This window comes from Corynebacterium sp. HMSC22B11 (genome assembly GCF_001815965.1).
Lineage (GTDB): Bacteria > Actinomycetota > Actinomycetes > Mycobacteriales > Mycobacteriaceae > Corynebacterium.
The window spans coordinates 18,655-34,942 of sequence record NZ_KV823483.1; the positions used below are offsets into that span (position 1 = coordinate 18,655).

General features: G+C 61.8%; 20 protein-coding genes. 3 read left to right on the forward strand and 17 right to left on the reverse strand.

The window, feature by feature from the left end; all coding sequences use genetic code 11:
- Positions 1-54: 54 nt before the first annotated feature.
- The 16 genes from HMPREF3088_RS03500 to HMPREF3088_RS10685 all read right to left on the reverse strand — a co-directional run bounded on the left by HMPREF3088_RS03500 (position 55) and on the right by HMPREF3088_RS10685 (position 12,157).
- On the reverse strand, positions 55-1,473 hold the full coding sequence (locus tag HMPREF3088_RS03500; RefSeq protein WP_070758464.1) for a lysine N(6)-hydroxylase/L-ornithine N(5)-oxygenase family protein: 1,419 nt from the start codon (positions 1,471-1,473) through the stop codon (positions 55-57).
- A gap of 79 nt (positions 1,474-1,552) precedes the next feature.
- Positions 1,553-3,280: an ABC transporter transmembrane domain-containing protein gene (locus HMPREF3088_RS03505; RefSeq protein WP_011274125.1), complete on the reverse strand. Its 1,728-nt coding sequence runs from the start codon at positions 3,278-3,280 to the stop codon at positions 1,553-1,555.
- The gene (locus HMPREF3088_RS03510) at positions 3,273-4,997 is read right to left on the reverse strand and encodes an ABC transporter ATP-binding protein (protein ID WP_070758465.1); all 1,725 of its coding nucleotides are present in this window, start codon (positions 4,995-4,997) and stop codon (positions 3,273-3,275) included. Before HMPREF3088_RS03510 ends, HMPREF3088_RS03505 begins: the two co-directional genes overlap by 8 nt.
- Positions 4,998-5,090: 93 nt before the next feature.
- The gene (locus tag HMPREF3088_RS03515) at positions 5,091-5,318 is read right to left on the reverse strand and encodes an MbtH family protein (RefSeq protein ID WP_011274127.1); all 228 of its coding nucleotides are present in this window, start codon (positions 5,316-5,318) and stop codon (positions 5,091-5,093) included.
- A gap of 248 nt (positions 5,319-5,566) precedes the next feature.
- Positions 5,567-5,845: a 30S ribosomal protein S17 gene (gene rpsQ, locus HMPREF3088_RS03520; protein WP_070758466.1), complete on the reverse strand. Its 279-nt coding sequence runs from the start codon at positions 5,843-5,845 to the stop codon at positions 5,567-5,569.
- Positions 5,842-6,075, reverse strand: coding sequence for a 50S ribosomal protein L29 (rpmC, locus tag HMPREF3088_RS03525; RefSeq protein ID WP_012359583.1), 234 nt, complete (start codon positions 6,073-6,075; stop codon positions 5,842-5,844). Before rpmC ends, rpsQ begins: the two co-directional genes overlap by 4 nt.
- On the reverse strand, positions 6,075-6,491 hold the full coding sequence (rplP, locus tag HMPREF3088_RS03530) for a 50S ribosomal protein L16 (protein WP_070758467.1): 417 nt from the start codon (positions 6,489-6,491) through the stop codon (positions 6,075-6,077). Before rplP ends, rpmC begins: the two co-directional genes overlap by 1 nt.
- Before the next feature lie 6 nt (positions 6,492-6,497).
- Positions 6,498-7,244 carry a 30S ribosomal protein S3 gene (gene rpsC, locus HMPREF3088_RS03535; RefSeq protein WP_012359581.1) on the reverse strand — a complete coding sequence of 249 codons (747 nt, stop codon included), beginning with the start codon at positions 7,242-7,244 and terminating at the stop codon, positions 6,498-6,500.
- On the reverse strand, positions 7,244-7,606 hold the full coding sequence (gene rplV / locus HMPREF3088_RS03540) for a 50S ribosomal protein L22 (protein ID WP_012359580.1): 363 nt from the start codon (positions 7,604-7,606) through the stop codon (positions 7,244-7,246). The genes rpsC and rplV overlap by 1 nt, the downstream gene beginning before the upstream one ends.
- Before the next feature lie 2 nt (positions 7,607-7,608).
- Complete coding sequence (rpsS, locus tag HMPREF3088_RS03545; RefSeq protein WP_012359579.1) at positions 7,609-7,887, reverse strand: 30S ribosomal protein S19; 279 nt, start codon at positions 7,885-7,887, stop codon at positions 7,609-7,611.
- Between the two features lie 16 nt (positions 7,888-7,903).
- Complete coding sequence (gene rplB, locus HMPREF3088_RS03550; protein ID WP_012359578.1) at positions 7,904-8,740, reverse strand: 50S ribosomal protein L2; 837 nt, start codon at positions 8,738-8,740, stop codon at positions 7,904-7,906.
- A 37-nt stretch (positions 8,741-8,777) separates the two neighbouring features.
- Complete coding sequence (gene rplW, locus HMPREF3088_RS03555) at positions 8,778-9,086, reverse strand: 50S ribosomal protein L23 (protein WP_070758468.1); 309 nt, start codon at positions 9,084-9,086, stop codon at positions 8,778-8,780.
- A complete protein-coding gene (rplD, locus tag HMPREF3088_RS03560) occupies positions 9,083-9,760 on the reverse strand; it encodes a 50S ribosomal protein L4 (RefSeq protein ID WP_070758469.1) in 678 nt (225 codons plus the stop codon). The genes rplW and rplD overlap by 4 nt, the downstream gene beginning before the upstream one ends.
- On the reverse strand, positions 9,757-10,413 hold the full coding sequence (gene rplC / locus HMPREF3088_RS03565; protein WP_012359575.1) for a 50S ribosomal protein L3: 657 nt from the start codon (positions 10,411-10,413) through the stop codon (positions 9,757-9,759). The genes rplD and rplC overlap by 4 nt, the downstream gene beginning before the upstream one ends.
- Before the next feature lie 51 nt (positions 10,414-10,464).
- Complete coding sequence (gene rpsJ / locus HMPREF3088_RS03570) at positions 10,465-10,770, reverse strand: 30S ribosomal protein S10 (RefSeq protein ID WP_010120790.1); 306 nt, start codon at positions 10,768-10,770, stop codon at positions 10,465-10,467.
- A gap of 769 nt (positions 10,771-11,539) precedes the next feature.
- Positions 11,540-12,157, reverse strand: coding sequence for a hypothetical protein (locus HMPREF3088_RS10685; protein ID WP_246818030.1), 618 nt, complete (start codon positions 12,155-12,157; stop codon positions 11,540-11,542).
- A gap of 11 nt (positions 12,158-12,168) precedes the next feature.
- On the opposite strand from HMPREF3088_RS10685, the gene HMPREF3088_RS10690 reads away from it, so the two are divergent.
- The 3 genes from HMPREF3088_RS10690 to HMPREF3088_RS03585 all read left to right on the forward strand — a co-directional run bounded on the left by HMPREF3088_RS10690 (position 12,169) and on the right by HMPREF3088_RS03585 (position 14,690).
- Positions 12,169-12,966 (forward strand): sortase family protein, encoded by a 798-nt coding sequence (locus HMPREF3088_RS10690; protein ID WP_246818031.1) that lies wholly within the window; start codon positions 12,169-12,171, stop codon positions 12,964-12,966.
- Positions 12,967-13,120: 154 nt separating this feature from the next.
- Positions 13,121-13,957, forward strand: a complete 837-nt coding sequence (locus HMPREF3088_RS03580) for a hypothetical protein (RefSeq protein ID WP_070758471.1) — start codon at positions 13,121-13,123, stop codon at positions 13,955-13,957.
- Positions 13,958-14,234: 277 nt separating this feature from the next.
- On the forward strand, positions 14,235-14,690 hold the full coding sequence (locus tag HMPREF3088_RS03585) for a hypothetical protein (protein ID WP_070758472.1): 456 nt from the start codon (positions 14,235-14,237) through the stop codon (positions 14,688-14,690).
- Positions 14,691-14,810: 120 nt separating this feature from the next.
- Here HMPREF3088_RS03585 and tuf read toward each other — a convergent pair whose 3' ends face one another.
- Positions 14,811-16,001 carry an elongation factor Tu gene (gene tuf, locus HMPREF3088_RS03590; protein ID WP_070758473.1) on the reverse strand — a complete coding sequence of 397 codons (1,191 nt, stop codon included), beginning with the start codon at positions 15,999-16,001 and terminating at the stop codon, positions 14,811-14,813.
- Between the last annotated feature and the right edge of the window lie 287 nt (positions 16,002-16,288).

Sequence of the window (16,288 nt, forward strand, 5' to 3'; positions counted from 1 at the left end):
GCGGACGTCGGGCTAGGTGTCAGCCAACCTCGCGCGGAGCACGGCTCGGGAAAATCAGCCTGCGATCAGGTGCGAAGAATCCCGATGTTGCTCGGAGCGGAGATCTTCATCCGCCGGCGCACGATGCGTGCGTTGCTGTCCCGTGATGGCCTCCACCAGTTCCCCGGAGCGGGTCGCGATGTTGGAGAGCAACGTGGAACCGAGTCCATGCGTGGCCTCAGTTGCTCCCTGCACGAAGAGTCCTGGCACGCGCTCGCCATTGAGCACGGCGCCGTAATCCCTAGTGACGGTGAATTCTTCACTGCCGTGACTATCAGCGTGAATCCCCGCAAGACCGCGAGATCGGAGGCCCGTGGCGCACACCACCACGTCAAAGTTTTCTGTCACCACGTCTCCGGTTACTCGGTGGCGAATGTCCACGTCGACGCTGCCGTCGGAACAATTACGCGCACCGAGCACCTCCGTGGTCCGGCGAATATCGAGCCGCTGACGCCCGGTGACGCTTTCCCGATACTGACGATCGTGGAGCTCATCGAGGAGCTCAGATTCCACGCAGGCGTAATTGGTGTACCGGTGGCGGATCAACAGCTCGTTGCGGATCGCATCGGGCGCATGGAAGAAGTCATCAACGGCCTCCGGGTCGAACACCCGATTGGCGAAGGGGCTGTCATCGGCGGGGATGAAGCCGTAGCTGTTCAAGCTGCCCGTGACGGTATCGATATGCGGGCAATCGTGGAAGTACCGGATGGCCTCGGCTGCGGACTGGCCCGCGCCGATCACCAAAGCTCGGCGGATATCCCACCCACTGTTCAGCAGCTTCTTGGTGCGCGGGAGCAAATCGATGTTGTGGAAGATGCGCGAGGTGTCCAAGGAGCTGTCCTCTGCCCACGCAGGCATCTTGGCTTCCAGACCGCGGGCAACCACCACGTTGCGGCAGCGAATGGACTCCGACTGCTGAGCTCGCTGCCCTTCGGACTCACCGCTTCCTAACTTCCTGCGGACGTGCACCACAAAACGAGCTCCGTCTGCGGCCGGTTCCGGAAGCGTCTCGATGGACGTCACGGTGGTGTTGTACTGCGTGTCCACGGTGATGTGATCCGCGATCCATCGGAGGTAATCGGCGAATTCCACGCGTTCCGGGGTGAAGGTTTGGCGGTTAATGAAATCAATCAAGCGGTCGCTGTGATGCAAGTAGTTGATGAAGCTGAAGCGGCTCTGCGGATTGCGCACCGTAACCAGGTCTTTAAGGAAGCTGATCTGCATGTTGGATCCTTCGAGGAGCATGCCTGGGTGCCAGTTGAATTCCGGGCGGGCTTCCACAAAGAGTGCATCGAGTTCTGGAGCTTGCTCTTCGATAGCTACCGCGAGCCCGAGGTTTCCGGGGCCGATGCCGATCCCGACGATGTCGCGGACGGAATTTTCGTGGGTACTGCGCTCTGCGGATGTCTGAGCTTGACGATCGATGATGGTCACTATGGCCTCTCTGTAGGATGCGCCAACCAACTTCTTAGGGTAGGCAATGCAAAGGGTAGGCCAACCTATCTTCTATTGCTCAACAACCCCCTAGCGGGAATTGCTCACCCCGCGTCCGCAAACTCCCAGCTAGAGGCTTCACATCAACTACGTCCTCGGCTACCGACTGGAAGGCCCTCCCCACACACAGGACCACCGTGGTACGCCCGCGGCGAATATCTCTCACCGCACGCGCCACTTTCATGCCCGTCATTGAATCCACTGACGAGACCGGATCAACCATCACCAACATCTCCGGCTCAGCCAGTAGCGCTCGTGCCAATCCCAGCCGCTGCCGCTGACCACCGGAAAGATTGCGCGCACCTTCGGTCAGCTCGTGATCCAATACCCCGGCTGAATGAGCCGCCCCCGGCGCCAGTTCATCGAGCCCTAAGGCGTTAAGAATGTCTACTGCATCCTCCGCCCTGCCCTCTCCAGAGCTCCGCAGCACCGCCTGCCCCACTGTGTCCCCAAACAATGCCGGCTTCCGAGGCTCGGCAAGCACAGCGGAACGCACATCGTCTACCGAGATCTCGCAAATATCGCGCCCCCGGATCCACAGTTGTTGAGTTTGTGGCCTAGTCAGGGAGCCAAGCTCCATCGACTCCCCCGCGACCAACGCATCCACCAGAGCATCTGCCCATGCGGCTGAACAGTGCACCACCGTCAGTCGCCCCTCTGCGAACGCCACGGAAGCCTGCTCTGATCCCTCGACCTCGCCGTCTCCTTCGGCCTCACCGTCTCCACCGCGCATGGAAATGGCAGGCGTGCCAATCTGAGCAGATGGCACGCCCTGCCCCTCACGCAGCCGCTGAGCTTCCGCCACGCGCTGCAGCCTCCGAACGGAAGCCCTCGCCAATCCAATGAAGCGCGGCATTCTGCTGCACTGCCGCATCGGCTCCGCGATAAATTGTGACAGCGCCACCACGGTGACCAACTCCCCCAACGTCACATCGCCGGAAATGGTTCGATAGCCCGCGTACAGGCCCACCGCACTCAGCAACAGCACATTGCTGCCCATCGCCACGGCTTCATAACCTCCGCTGACCCACGCGAGCTTCCGAGCATCCGCACACGCCTCTTCAGATTTACGCGCATATCCACGGTAGGCCGGATGCGCGCCAGCCACTCCCGAGATCACCGGCAGCCCCTGCAGAATGTCGGTCATGCGCGCGGTCACTCGCGCGAGCAGAGTTTGTTGCCGCTCCGCGCGGCGTTCAATGATCTGAGACAGCCGGTGCAGGACTATCAACACCACCGCGCTGAGCACCAACACCACCACTCCCAGTGGCAGATCAATCAGCGCCAGAACAATCGTGCAGAAAATGGCTCCCACCAGCGCACTGATCCCCACCGGGACCACTTCGATGATGTCTACCGCCTGCACCACGTCTTCACCCACCACCGTGGGCAATTCCTGGCGAGGCAGACTGTCCGCATCGTCGGAATGCCCACCATGGCTCACCACCTGCGAGGTGATGCCTGCCCGCAATTCACATACGTTCCGAGCCGACGTAGCCTGCAGTATCCGGAACCCTGTCTGCCAGCTCACAGACACCGTCGCCAGCGTAGCGCCTAAGGCTGCGATTCCACCCACCAGGTGCCACACATTCTCGCTAGCGATAAGACTGTGCGCCAACCATCCCAGTAACACCGCAATCATGGCTTCTGCCACGTGGTAGATGCTCAGCAACAAGCCACTCAGAGCCATCGCGCGAGAATTTTTTCTGACCAGCCCGCGCAGCGTCACCACCTTGTTGTCAGACACGCGCCTGCCTCCCCTGCTCATTCCAGGCGGTCCACATATCGGCATATGTTCCGTTTCTTGCTGCCAGCTCCTCGTGCGTACCTGTTTCCACCACGCGCCCGCGCTCCATCACCACCACGCTATCGGCGGAGGTTGCTTGGCTGAGCCGGTGCGCAATCACCATCGCCGTCCGTCCGCGGATCGCCGCGCGGGCAGCGTCCTCCAAGGACATCGAAAAGGCCTCGTGTGATTGCTGTGTTTCCTCGAGGTCACCGTCATCTTCGGCCGTTGATTCGTCAAGAATGACGACGCCAGCCCGAGACAATGCCACCCTGGCCAGCGCCAGACGCTGTGCCGCCACCGCATCTACGTGCAGGCCCCCTTCGCCCAGCATTGTGTCTAAGCCCTGCTTGTCGCCATGGGACAAGGATGTGCACCAATCTTCCGCACCGGTTCGGCGCAGCGCATCCCATATTTCTGCGTCGCTGGCACCTTCGGCTGCCAGCAGGAGATTATCGCGCAAACTCATCGCGAAGACGTAGTTTTCCTGGGAGGCAACGCAAAAGATCGAGCTTCTTTCTTGCGCACTCATTCCCACCACGTCGCACCCCCCAACGGTGATCACACCCGGCTCTGCCATCTCGAGGGTTCCAGAGACAATTTCCGCAACCGTGGACTTGCCAGCTCCCGATCCGCCGACCACGCATACCGTGCACCCCGCAGGGATGTGGAACGCCAAGTCATGCAAGATCTCTGGGCCATCCTCGTACCGATAATTCAGGCCCTTGACCTCTACAGCTGGACTCTGCCGATGCGAGGAGTAGTCATCAATCGGCTGTGGCGTATCCGCACCCGCGGAGCGAATGAGTCCCACGATGCGCCCCAAGGCCGCCCCGCTGCGCTGCAGTTCATCAAAGGTGAACAGAATCGTGCCGATCGGCACGAACTGACGGTGGAACAGAATCAACGCTGCCGAGATCTCGCCCACCGTCACCGCATCTTCGCGGAAGAGCAACCAGCCTACGACAGACAGGGCTGACAACCCCATGAACTCCGCGAAGTTCTCCCGCGCCACCAGCCCGGAAAACACACGAAACGCAGCGATTGATTCGTCCCGCGAAGCCTGCGCGTAGCGCCTGGTGAGACCTTGGCGGCTATCCACCAGCCGATGCGAACGAACCGAACGAATGCCCTCCATAGAACCTTGCAAGGAACCGATGACACCGGCTTCTAATTCGCGTTGGCGTCGATACAAAGGGGCAGAACGAGGAAGATACCATCGCAACCCCAGCGCATAGAACGGAATCCCGCACAGCCCCGCCAACGCGAGGCGCCAATCCAACCCCGCTATTCCAGCGCTGGCCACCACGACCATCACCAGCGCGCTGAGGGTCGATGGAACCGACTTGCGGGCACTGCTCACCAGCGCGGCGACATCCGCACCAACTCGGCCCAGCACCTCTCCCCGGCCCAGGGACTCCACCGTGGTGGAAGGCAGATTCAGCACCGCGGCGACGGCGCGCTCACGCAACTTCGCAACTACCTGGGCAATCGTCACACCCGTCAGCGCCTCCGCAAGGCCAGCGACAACGGCAGTACCAATACACGCCACGGCAGCCCACACAATCACCTTCAGCACGCCAGACTTGCCGTCACCGGCGGCTACCGCATCGATGACGCTGGCCAGCAGATAAATGGGCACCAGAGAGAGCAAGGCACCGGCGAAAGTGAACAGCACCGCACTAATTGCTGGAGTTGCGGTGCGACGGAGCAGGCGGCCAATCTCCGCAGCGGACTCACCAGGCGAAGCAGTGGGAAGTACGGCACTCACTTAAGCGTGAGACTTTCCTGCCGGTTGCAAGGTGGTCCACTCGCGGTCGATGAACTCCATCGCCTCGTCCCGCGATACCCCGCCGTCTACGCCACGGGAAGGGTCTCCCAGAGCCACGGTCCATCCGTCTGGCACGGCGGCGAACGTAGGCCACAACGAGTACTGTCCCTCGTCGTTGATAAGGGCGAAGAAGCTGCCCTGTTCGTCATCAAACGGGTTGCTAGACAACACGCGCCCCTTGTCTCATGATGCGGAAATAACGGGTTTATGGGCTGCGTTGGCCAAAGTGGTGGCACAAGTGCAGCAAGCGCGAATTAACTTAGCATAACCTAATATGCAGCTTTTGAGAAGGGGCGTGGATAGCAAAAGACCCGCCATAGGCGGTTGCCTACGGCGGGTATATAGTGCGAATTTCCACCTTACCACGACTGACTTACATCAGCACACCGGCAAAGACCGGAAAGTCTTAGAGAAAACTAGCGAGCCTTCTCTACGATGTCCAGGAGACGGAAGTGCTTGTCCTTGGACAGCGGGCGGGTCTCCTCGATGCGGACGCGGTCGCCGACACCGGCGAGGCCTTCCTCATCGTGAGCCTTCACGCGCGAGTTGGTGCGCATGATCTTGCCGTACAGGGCGTGCTGCTTGCGGTCCTCCAGCTCGACGACGATGGTCTTAGCCATCTTGTCGGAGACCACGTAGCCGGTGCGGACCTTCTTCTGGCCCTTTTCCTTCTTGTTCACGTTAGCCTCACTCATGCTGCGTCACCACCAGGGTTGGTCGACAGCCCGAGCTCGCGCTCGCGCAGGACCGTGTAGATGCGAGCGATGTCCTTCTTGACAACGCTCAGACGACGGTTGTTGGTCAGCTGGCCGGTCGCCATCTGGAAGCGAAGGTTGAACAGCTCTTCCTTGCTCTCCTTCAGGCGGGTGGTCAGCTCCTCGTTGCTGAGCTCGCGGAGCTCAGAGGCTGGGATACCAGTAGCCATTAGAACTGATCCTCCTTCTTCACGATGCGCACCTTGCATGGCAGCTTCGCGCCGGCGCGGCGCAGAGCCTCCAACGCGGTCTGCTCATCTGGGTACGACATCTCGAACAGGATGCGGCCAGGCTTGACGTTGGCGACCCACTTCTCGACCGGGCCCTTACCGGAACCCATACGCACGCCAAGCGGCTTCTGGGTCAGCGGACGGTCCGGGAAGATGTTGATCCACACCTTGCCACCACGCTTGATGTGGCGGTTGATGGCAATACGTGCAGCCTCGATCTGACGGTTCGTGATGTAGGTCGGCTCCAGGGCCTGCAGGCCGTAGTCGCCGAAGGTCACACGGTTGCCGCCCTTGGACATACCGCTACGGTTCGGGCGGTGCTGGCGGCGGAACTTAACGCGCTTGGGGATAAGCATTTGTTCTTAGCCCTCCTGCTTCTTCTCGGCGCGCTGGCGGCGTGCACCACCGCGGCGCGGGCGCTCACGGCGACCACCGCGGGACGGGCGCTCGTCGCGAGCGTTCATCAGGGACTCGCGGCGACCGCCGACGACGTCACCCTTGTAGATCCACACCTTGACGCCGATGCGGCCGAAGGTGGTGTGGGCCTCGTGGGTGCCGTAGTCGATCTCGGCACGGAGGGTGTGCAGCGGAACGCGACCCTCGTGGTAGCGCTCGGTGCGACCCATCTCCGCGCCGCCCAGGCGACCGGAGCAGACAACCTTGATGCCCTTGACCTGTGGCTGACGCATTGCACCCTGGATTGCCTTGCGCATAGCGCGGCGGAATGCAACACGGTTGACCAGCTGCTCGGCGATGGACTGAGCCACCAGCTGAGCGTTGGCATCAACGTTCTTGACTTCGAGGATGTTGAGCTGGACCTGCTTGCCGGTGAGCTTCTCGAGCTTGCCGCGGATGCGGTCAGCCTCGGAGCCACGACGGCCGATCACGATGCCCGGACGTGCGGTGTGGATGTCGACGCGCACACGGTCGTGCGTGCGCTCGATGACCACGTTCGCGATGCCGGCGCGCTCGAGGCCCTCGGAGAGGAACTCGCGGATCTTGATGTCTTCGGCAAGGTAGTCAGCGTACTGCTTGTCGGCGTACCAGCGGGACCGCCAATCGGAGGTGATACCCAGCCGGAGGCCGTGGGGTTGAATCTTCTGGCCCACTACTGAGCACTTCCCTTCTGGCTCTCGACTACCACGGTGATGTGGCTGCTGCGCTTACGGATGTGGAAAGCACGACCCTGAGCGCGCGGACGGAAACGACGCATGGTCGGGCCCTCGTCGGCGTATGCCTCGGAGATGACCAGGGTGCGCGGATCCAGACCAAAGTTGTTCTCTGCGTTAGCCGCTGCGGAGGCAACAACCTTGGCGACGTCCTCGGAAGCAGCCTGCGGGGCGTACTTCAGGATTGCCAGGGCGTCCTCGACGGACTTACCGCGGACCAGGTCGATCACGCGGCGTGCCTTCATCGGGCTGACGCGCACGAAACGCGCGGTGGCGCGTGCGGAATTCACAGTTTCAGTCATGATTATCGACGACCCTTCATGTCGTCCTTGACGTGACCCTTAAAGGTCTTCGTCGGTGCGAACTCGCCCAGCTTGTGACCAACCATCGAGTCATCGATGAACACCGGCACGTGCTTACGACCGTCGTGGACGGCGAAGGTGTGACCGATGAAGTCGGGCAAGATAGTCGAGCGGCGGGACCAGGTCTTGATGACCTGCTTGGTGCCCTTCTCGTTCTGAGCATCCACCTTGTTGAGGAGGTGCTCGTCAACGAATGGGCCCTTCTTAAGGCTGCGTGGCATTCTCTGCTACCTCCTCTTAGCGCTTCTTGTTGGGACGGCGACGGCGGACAATCATCTTGTCGCTCGGACGGTTCGGGCGGCGGGTGCGGCCCTCCAGCTGACCCCATGGGGACACTGGGTGGCGGCCACCGGACGTGCGGCCCTCACCACCACCGTGCGGGTGGTCGACCGGGTTCATAGCAGCACCGCGGACGGTCGGGCGCCAGCCCTTCCAGCGCATACGGCCGGCCTTGCCCCAGCGGATGTTGATCTGCTCCTGGTTACCGACCTCGCCGACGGTTGCACGACAACGGATGTCGACGCGGCGGATCTCGGAGGACGGCATACGCAGGACTGCGTACTTGCCTTCCTTACCCAGCAGCTGGATCGAGGCACCAGCGGAGCGGGCCATCTTGGCGCCGCCGCCTGGCTTCAGCTCGACGCAGTGGATGGTGGTACCGGCCGGGATGTTACGCAGCGGCAGGTTGTTACCAACCTTGATGTCTGCGTTCGGGCCGGACTCGACCAGTGCGCCCTGCTTCAGGCCGCGCGGGGCGATGATGTAGCGCTTCTCGCCGTCGCGGTAGTGCAGCAGTGCGATGTTTGCGGTGCGGTTCGGGTCGTACTCGATGTGAGCGACCTTTGCGACCACGCCGTCCTTGTCGTTACGACGGAAGTCGATCACGCGGTAGCGACGCTTGTGGCCGCCACCCTTGTGACGGGTGGTGATGTGGCCGTGAACGTTGCGGCCACCGGTCTTCGACAGCGGGCGCAGCAGAGACTTCTCTGGAGTGGAGCGAGTGATCTCGCTGAACTCGGAGACGGAGCTCGCGCGGCGACCCGGCGTAGTCGGCTTGTACTTACGAATAGCCATACTTTTGCTTCCTCTTTACCTGTCGGTTTGCCGGCGCTTACGCGACGGTGCCACCGAAGATGTCGATCGGATCGCTGCCGGCGACCAGGGTCACCATGGCGCGCTTGGTGGCCTTGCGACGACCGTAGCCGTAGCGGGTGCGCTTGAGCTTGCCCTCACGGTTTGCGGTGTTGACGCTGGCGACCTTCACGCCGAAGATCTGCTCGACGGCAATCTTGATCTGGGTCTTGTTGGACGTTGGTGCGACGAGGAACGTGTAAACGTTCTGCTCCATCAGGGCGTAAGACTTTTCAGACACGACCGGAGCGATGATGACGTCGCGAGGATCTACAACCTTGTTGCTCACTTAGCCTCCTCCTTCGTGTTCTGGTCCTCGGCCTTGTTGGCGCCGCTTGCGGCCTTGATGAAGGCGTCCAGTGCCTCGACAGAGAACACGACGTCGTCTGCGTACAGAACGTCGTAGGTGTTCAGCTGGTCTGCCGGCAGTGCGTGCACGTTCGGCAGGTTGGCGACGGACTTGCGAGCGGTCAGGTCCTCACGGGTGAGGACGACCAGGATCTGCTTGCGCTCGGTCAGACGCTCCAGGAAGGAACGTGCAGACTTGGTGGATGGGATCTGGCCCGGCACGAGCTCCTCGATCACGTGGATGCGTGAGTGGCGTGCGCGGTCAGACAGGGCGCCGCGCAGTGCGGCGGCCTTCATCTTCTTCGGGGTGCGCTGGGAGTAGTCGCGCGGCTGCGGGCCGTGGACCGTGCCACCACCGGTGAAGTGTGGTGCGCGGATGGAGCCCTGGCGTGCGCGGCCGGTGCCCTTCTGGCGGAATGGCTTGCGGCCACCGCCACGGACCTCGCCGCGACCCTTGGTTGCGTGCGTGCCCTGGCGCTTCGCTGCGAGCTGAGCGGTAACGACCTGGTGCATCAGCGCGACGGACGCCTCAACATCGAAGATGGATGCTGGGAGCTCTACGCTGCCGTTGGTCTTACCATCAGCGGTATGTACATCAAGCTTCAGATTGCTCATGCTTTAGCACCGCCCTTCACTGCGGTCTTGACAACGACGATGCCGCCGTTGATACCCGGAACTGCGCCCTTGATGAGCAGCAGGTTGGAATCGGTATCGACCTTGGCAACCTTCAGGTTCTGCATGGTCACGCGGTTGTTGCCCATGCGACCTGCCATGCGCTTGCCCTTGAAGACGCGACCCGGGGTAGCGGCTCCGCCGATACCACCGACGCGACGGTGCGCTGCCTGGTTACCGTGTGCTGCACCCTGGCCAGCAAAGCCGTGGCGCTTCATGCCACCGGCGAAGCCGTGACCCTTGGAGGTGCCGGTGACGTCCACGAAGTCGACCTCGTTGAAGATCTCGACGGTTACGTCCTGGCCGACCTCGTAGCCGGAAGCATCCGCGACGCGGATCTCGGCGACGTGGCGACGAGGGGTAACGCCGGCCTTCTTGAAGTGGCCAGACTCAGGCTTGTTGACCTTACGTGGGTCGATCTCACCGAATGCGATCTGGACGGCCTCGTAGCCGTCGATGTCCTTGGTGCGCACCTGGGTTACGACACAAGGCCCAGCCTCGACGACGGTGACCGGTACGACGCGGTTCTCGTCATCGAAGATCTGGGTCATGCCGAGCTTCTTGCCCAGGATGCCCTTGATCTCAATATCACTCATAGTTTTGTTCTCCGCTGCCTTTAAGCTGCTGTATTCAGACTCGACTCAGGCTTACTGAATGTTGACGTCGACGCTTGCCGGAAGGTCGATGCGCATGAGGGCATCAACGGTCTTCGGGGTTGGGTCGAGAATGTCGATCAGGCGCTTGTGAGTACGCATCTCGAAGTGCTCGCGCGAGTCCTTGTACTTGTGCGGCGAACGGATGACGCAGTAAACGTTCTTTTCAGTTGGCAACGGCACCGGGCCGACTACACGGGCGCCGGTACGAGTGACCGTCTCAACAATCTTCTTGGCAGAAGCGTCGATTGCCTCGTGATCGTAGGCCTTGAGCCTGATGCGGATCTTCTGTCCCGCCACGCTTGTCCTCTTCCTCAGCGTGCCCACGTTCTCGACCTGCTGTCGAGCTTGTGAGCGAACACGCTTCTTTTCTTGTCTTAACGCTGTCCGGCCGTGGGGCCTGGTCCAGACGCCAGTTTGCTCAGTGTCTTCTCTGTTCACTTCGTTGCACCGGTTGGGGTGGTAAACGATCGCGTTTGCGTTGTTCACAAAGCACACACTGTGTGTTGGAAGAGACCCTCCCCGCGTGGGGACTAGTGCTCATGCGCCTAAATACTGCTGGTTATCTGCAGTTGTGGACGCAGAGGAGGCAAAAGGTTCTTTCCTTATGCTTACTGCCGCTGTTCATTTACCATGTCCCACTCCGGCACCCGCGGTCGGGCGTGTCGCCGTTCCCGCGCGAAGTACCGCACAGCAGAGTTATCCCCCACTGTGTTGGTTCATGCTCGCTTCACCATCAGCACCTTCTTGGCTGGGCGTTTTATCCTGATCAGTTCCGGTTAGGCTTAATCAAGCACGCATGGCCTCATGTGCCGTGTTAAAGCAACGTCAAGTATTCAACCACATCGAACGCGTGAGGCCAAATTTATTTTTCTGAGCCCGCGGCGGCTCGCTCACGGGCCGAGGGCAGCGCACGACGGGAGCTTTAACACAGCGTGTGCAACACGCATTAGAATCGCCACATAGTTTTCTCGTAGAGGTTTCAGGCGTGATCGTTGCTGACACCTTATATATAAGGAGGGCAAAACAGTGAGCGATTCTATGGATCCCCGTCGGCGCCCCTCGGATCCTAGGAGATCCCCGCTGCCTGCTCCACGTTCCCCGCAGTCCGATGAGGGCGGCCCGCAGCCGCCGACTTACCGGCGCGCGAACACACCGGCGCCGGAGCGGGAGGCAGGGCAGCGGTCAACCCGCGGCCCTCGTTACGCAGACCACGGCGCCGCTCAAGGCTCCCACCCGCGCCCCCGCCCTCGTGCGCAGCAGCCACGCGGCAGTCGACCCATTCCGGAAGGTGAGCAACGCCCCCGCTCGCAAGGTAGGCCCCAGCGCCGCCGCCCGCTTTCCCAAGAAGAGGTCGGCACTCCTCGTTCACGCCAGGGCCAACCGCAGCGCCGTCCCCGCCCCCAGGCATCAGAAGGGGGCCGCCCCACTCCGCCGAGCCAGCGCCGTCCACGTCCGCAGGGCGAACCCCCGCGTCGCCGACCGCAGGGCGAACCCCAGCGCCGCCGACCGCAGGCCCCCATTGACGGGCAACCGAACGCTCGACGCCCGCGCCGCCCGCGGCCTGAGGGGGAGCAACCTCGTTACCGCAGGGATGGCCAGCCAGGAGGCTCGACTCCTCGTCGGCGCACCGCGACGTCCAGTAGCCCTGGCCATGGGCACCGTAGCCCGAGGCAGGGTCGCGCACTTGGTCCGGAGATGGCCGCTGTGCAGCAGCGCCGCGCCCGCCGGGATGAAGAGAGAGCTCAGCACCGGCGGCCGGAACCGCAGCTTGGCTCTGCCTGGCGGGAGACCTCTTCGCGCGATGGCAAGAAGAAGCCGATGTGGCTCAAGCTCGGTGCCGCCGCACTAGCCCTGGTGCTCGTGTTTGCGCTCTGGCCTTCGGGCGGGTTCTCCCCTCCGGAGGATTTGGAGAACAACGAGGTAATCGCGGAGCAGTCGCCTCCCATCGACCCCTCCCCTGTGATCGAGATGTACGTACCCGCCCTGAAGATGCACGCCACCTTCGAGGACGGGCCGTGTCGCGTGAAGGACGGCGCGATCAACCCGGACACGATGGACAAGGCCTGCACCTACACCTCGGAGGACAAGCCCTACTCCCTACCCGGCACCAACGCCAAGGACATTGTGGTCATTACGGGCCACACGGGCGCGGGCGTTCCAGCCGTATTTAACGACCTCTACGACGGCGCGAAGGATAAGCACAAGGTCAGCATCGGTGACAAGCTCTACCTGCGCACCCAGGCCTCCGGCGATACTTGGCTCGTGTACTCCGCAACCGATCTCCACGACCCGGAGAAGGAGGGGCTCTCACAAAGCCCCGAGATTTGGGGCGAGGGCCCCATGCCGGGCCGACTGCTGACGATCAGCTGCATTCAGCCGGCGAACCTGCTCGCCCCGGCCGTTCGCAATGCGGTGGTGGGCTGGCAGTTCCAGGGCACCTCCACAACGGTGGACAAGGGCGAGGAGGAGCAAGCACCCCAAGAAGCGGAGTAATGACAAGCTGAGAATTCCACCCCTTTTTGAGGGTTTTTCTCATTCTGTGTGCAAAATTTGTTGCGAGAGTTAAGGAAGCGCTTATAGTTGACACTGTTGATGCCGCCTCCGATGTTTGGCATTACGCAACACCAATTTCTTTCAAGGAGAGATCATGAAGCGTTTTCCACGCACTCTGACCGCTGCCGTCATGGCAGGCGCCCTGGCCGTCGGTGGCGCAACCGTCGCACAGGCACAGATCCCGACCCCGCAGTCCGTCACGGTCGACGGCGTCGAGTACTACCTCACGGACAACGGCCGCTACTACAACAAGGAAGCGGACGCATACCTGACCGATGAGCAGGCTGAAGAGGCAGTAAAGAAGCACGCAGAGGACAATAACCAGACGGATCCGGAGACCGAGGGCGACAAGTCCGAGGACGGGAAGACCGAGGGCGACAAGTCCGAGGACGAGGACCCGGCTGGCGATGACAACCAGGGCATCCCGAATCCAGCAACCAAGGAGGACTCTAAGGGCAACACCTGGTACCAGCACCTGCAGGATTCGAACCTCTACGTTGACTCCCCGGACAAGGTGAACGCTGAGATCACCGACGAGCTGCGCGACGCATACGCAAAGGCCTTCCCGGAGGAGAAGGAGTTCGACAAGAAGAAGCTGGCTTGGCTGGCTCTGCCGGCAGCCCTGATCATCGGTGGCATCGTTTACCACCTGATGAAGGACGGCCAGACCTACACCCCGGACGAGGGTCGCAAGAACGAGGACCCGACCGCTGAGGAGAAGGCTGCTTCCGACAAGCTGCTCGGCGAGAACAAGGACGAGGTCATCGCACAGGGCGGTCAGCTGGCTGAGGGCGCAGACGCCGCAGCTACCGACCGTGGTATCGCAGCCGAGACCGGCTCCAACGCTGCCGCACGCGGCCTGGCTGCACTCGCAGTCGTCGCAATGGTTGCAGCTGGTGCATTCGCAGCTTCCCGCAAGCTGTTCGCCTAAAACGGCATCAACGCTTAACAGCCCCTCACCCGCCGAGCGCAACGCTCTAGGCACAACGGGCAGTTAACACCCCGGCCCACCCCCTCCCCCGGACCATCCGGCGGAGGGGGTGGGCTTTTATATACCCACACGAGCTCCCAACTGCGATAACCTGAAAGGCATTGCGCACAGCGGCCACATAAGGTCGGCAGCGCCAGAGCGAGCCCGGCAGCGCCAGCACGCCACCAGGGCTCCAAAGCACCCAACAAGGGCACACAACCATCGAGAAGAGGCTTCCATGGCCAACCAGGCCCGCAACACCGGCGGCAACCAGAGCTTCCGCAAGAACCCGGAGTACGTCAAGGCCCGCCGCGCCATCGTCCGCGAACACCACCCGGACCACGGCGGGTCCAACGAGGCCCTCATCGCGGAGCTCAAGAAGCTCGACGAGCGCTGGGAGCGCAAGACCGCGTTCAGTGCAGCCGTGCGAGAACAGCTCCAGGAGCACCGCCCCTCCTTCATCGACCCGAAGGCCGCAGAACAGGCCATCCAGTTCGCAGAGCGCTACGCGGACCCCGTCGTCTCAACCGCGGACTACCTCGTCGAGCGCGGCGAGAAGGGCGGCAAGTGGCTCAGGGAGAAGGGCCAGGGCCTCTACGAGTCCAAGGTCCCACCCAAGGTGAAGCAGAGGGTCGAGAAGACCGCTCAGGACGTCCTCAACCGCGCCACAAAGCGCTTCAAGACCGGCAAGTAGCCCCGCCCCCTTAGACGCAAGGAACCCCCGGTAGCTCGCTGAGAAGCGAAGCTCCGGGGGTTAACGCTTCCCGCCGGCCCCTAGGGGCTAGCGGCAAGCCAACCGCTTAAAGAAGCAGTATTACTTGTTGATCTTGGTCACACGACCAGCACCAACGGTGCGGCCACCCTCACGGATAGCGAAGCGCAGGCCCTCGTCCATTGCGACCGGCTGGATCAGCTTGACTCTCATCTCAACGTTGTCGCCCGGCATGACCATGTCGGTGCCCTCTGGCAGGGAAACGACACCGGTGACGTCGGTGGTACGGAAGTAGAACTGCGGACGGTAGTTGTCGAAGAACGGGGTGTGACGGCCGCCTTCGTCCTTGGACAGGACGTAGACGGAGCCCTCGAACTCGCTGTGCGGGGTGTAAGCGCCCGGCTTAGCGATGACCTGGCCACGCTCGACGTCCTCGCGCTTCAGACCACGCAGCAGCAGTGCAGCGTTGTCGCCAGCCTCTGCGGTGTCCAGCAGCTTGTTGAACATCTCGATGGAGGTGACGGTGGTCTTGGTGGACTTCTCGCGGATGCCCAGGATCTCGACCTCGTCGTTCAGGTTCAGGACGCCACGCTCAACACGGCCGGTAACAACGGTACCGCGACCGGTAATGGTGAAGATGTCCTCAACCGGCATCAGGAACGGCTTGTCGGTCTCGCGCTCCGGGTCCGGGATGGACTCGTCGCAAGCCTTCATCAGCTCGAGGATGGAGTCGACCCACTTCTGCTCGCCCTCCAGGGCGCCCAGTGCGGAGATCGGGACGACCGGAGCCTCCTCGTCGAAGCCCTGCTCGCCCAGCAGCTCGCGGACCTCCATCTCGACGAGCTCGAGGAGCTCCTCATCGTCAACCATGTCGCACTTGTTCAGTGCAACGAGGATGTACGGAACGCCGACCTGGCGAGCCAGCAGAACGTGCTCACGGGTCTGCGGCATCGGGCCATCGGTTGCAGCAACAACCAGGATGGCGCCGTCCATCTGAGCAGCACCGGTGATCATGTTCTTGACGTAGTCAGCGTGGCCCGGGGCATCGACGTGTGCGTAGTGACGCTTCTCAGTCTCGTACTCGACGTGAGAAATGTTAATCGTGATGCCGCGCTCCTTCTCCTCCGGCGCCTTATCGATGGCGTCGTAGGCGAAGGCCTTGTTCTGCTCTGGGTAGGTCTCGTGCAGAACCTTGGTGATCGCAGCAGTCGTGGTGGTCTTACCGTGGTCAACGTGACCGATGGTACCGATGTTTACGTGCGGCTTTGTGCGCTCGAACTTTGCCTTCGCCACTTAGTGTCCTCCTGGACTTCTCGGTGGCTACGACTCTCGCAGCCACATTGATTTACTTCTCCGGTTCACCATTTTACCTCTTAACGGCAGGTAGCTGACAAACCGAAATTTATTATGCCGATTACATACTGTCCTGAAATCAGCAACCAGACGCGCTGGCGCTTGATCTCAGCCACCCTGAAGAACTCTTAAGGCTCTCCAAGTGGGTAACGGCCAGCACACCGCATCATACTCAAATGTGAAGTACTTTAAAAACTTCGATGGTGCGACGTGCAAGCCCCTACCCC

Excerpts from the sequence above, each read along its gene's own strand:
- rpsQ (WP_070758466.1), bottom strand. The coding sequence starts at position 5,845 with ATGAGTGAGGCTAACGTGAACAAGAAGGAAAAGGGCCAGAAGAAGGTC.
- rpmC (WP_012359583.1), bottom strand. The coding sequence starts at position 6,075 with ATGGCTACTGGTATCCCAGCCTCTGAGCTCCGCGAGCTCAGCAACGAG.
- rplP (WP_070758467.1), bottom strand. The coding sequence starts at position 6,491 with ATGCTTATCCCCAAGCGCGTTAAGTTCCGCCGCCAGCACCGCCCGAAC.
- rplV (WP_012359580.1), bottom strand. The coding sequence starts at position 7,606 with ATGACTGAAACTGTGAATTCCGCACGCGCCACCGCGCGTTTCGTGCGC.
- rpsS (WP_012359579.1), bottom strand. The coding sequence starts at position 7,887 with ATGCCACGCAGCCTTAAGAAGGGCCCATTCGTTGACGAGCACCTCCTC.
- rplB (WP_012359578.1), bottom strand. The coding sequence starts at position 8,740 with ATGGCTATTCGTAAGTACAAGCCGACTACGCCGGGTCGCCGCGCGAGC.
- rplD (WP_070758469.1), bottom strand. The coding sequence starts at position 9,760 with ATGAGCAATCTGAAGCTTGATGTACATACCGCTGATGGTAAGACCAAC.
- rplC (WP_012359575.1), bottom strand. The coding sequence starts at position 10,413 with ATGAGTGATATTGAGATCAAGGGCATCCTGGGCAAGAAGCTCGGCATG.
- HMPREF3088_RS10690 (WP_246818031.1), top strand. The coding sequence starts at position 12,169 with ATGGCCGCTGTGCAGCAGCGCCGCGCCCGCCGGGATGAAGAGAGAGCT.
- HMPREF3088_RS03580 (WP_070758471.1), top strand. The coding sequence starts at position 13,121 with ATGAAGCGTTTTCCACGCACTCTGACCGCTGCCGTCATGGCAGGCGCC.
- HMPREF3088_RS03585 (WP_070758472.1), top strand. The coding sequence starts at position 14,235 with ATGGCCAACCAGGCCCGCAACACCGGCGGCAACCAGAGCTTCCGCAAG.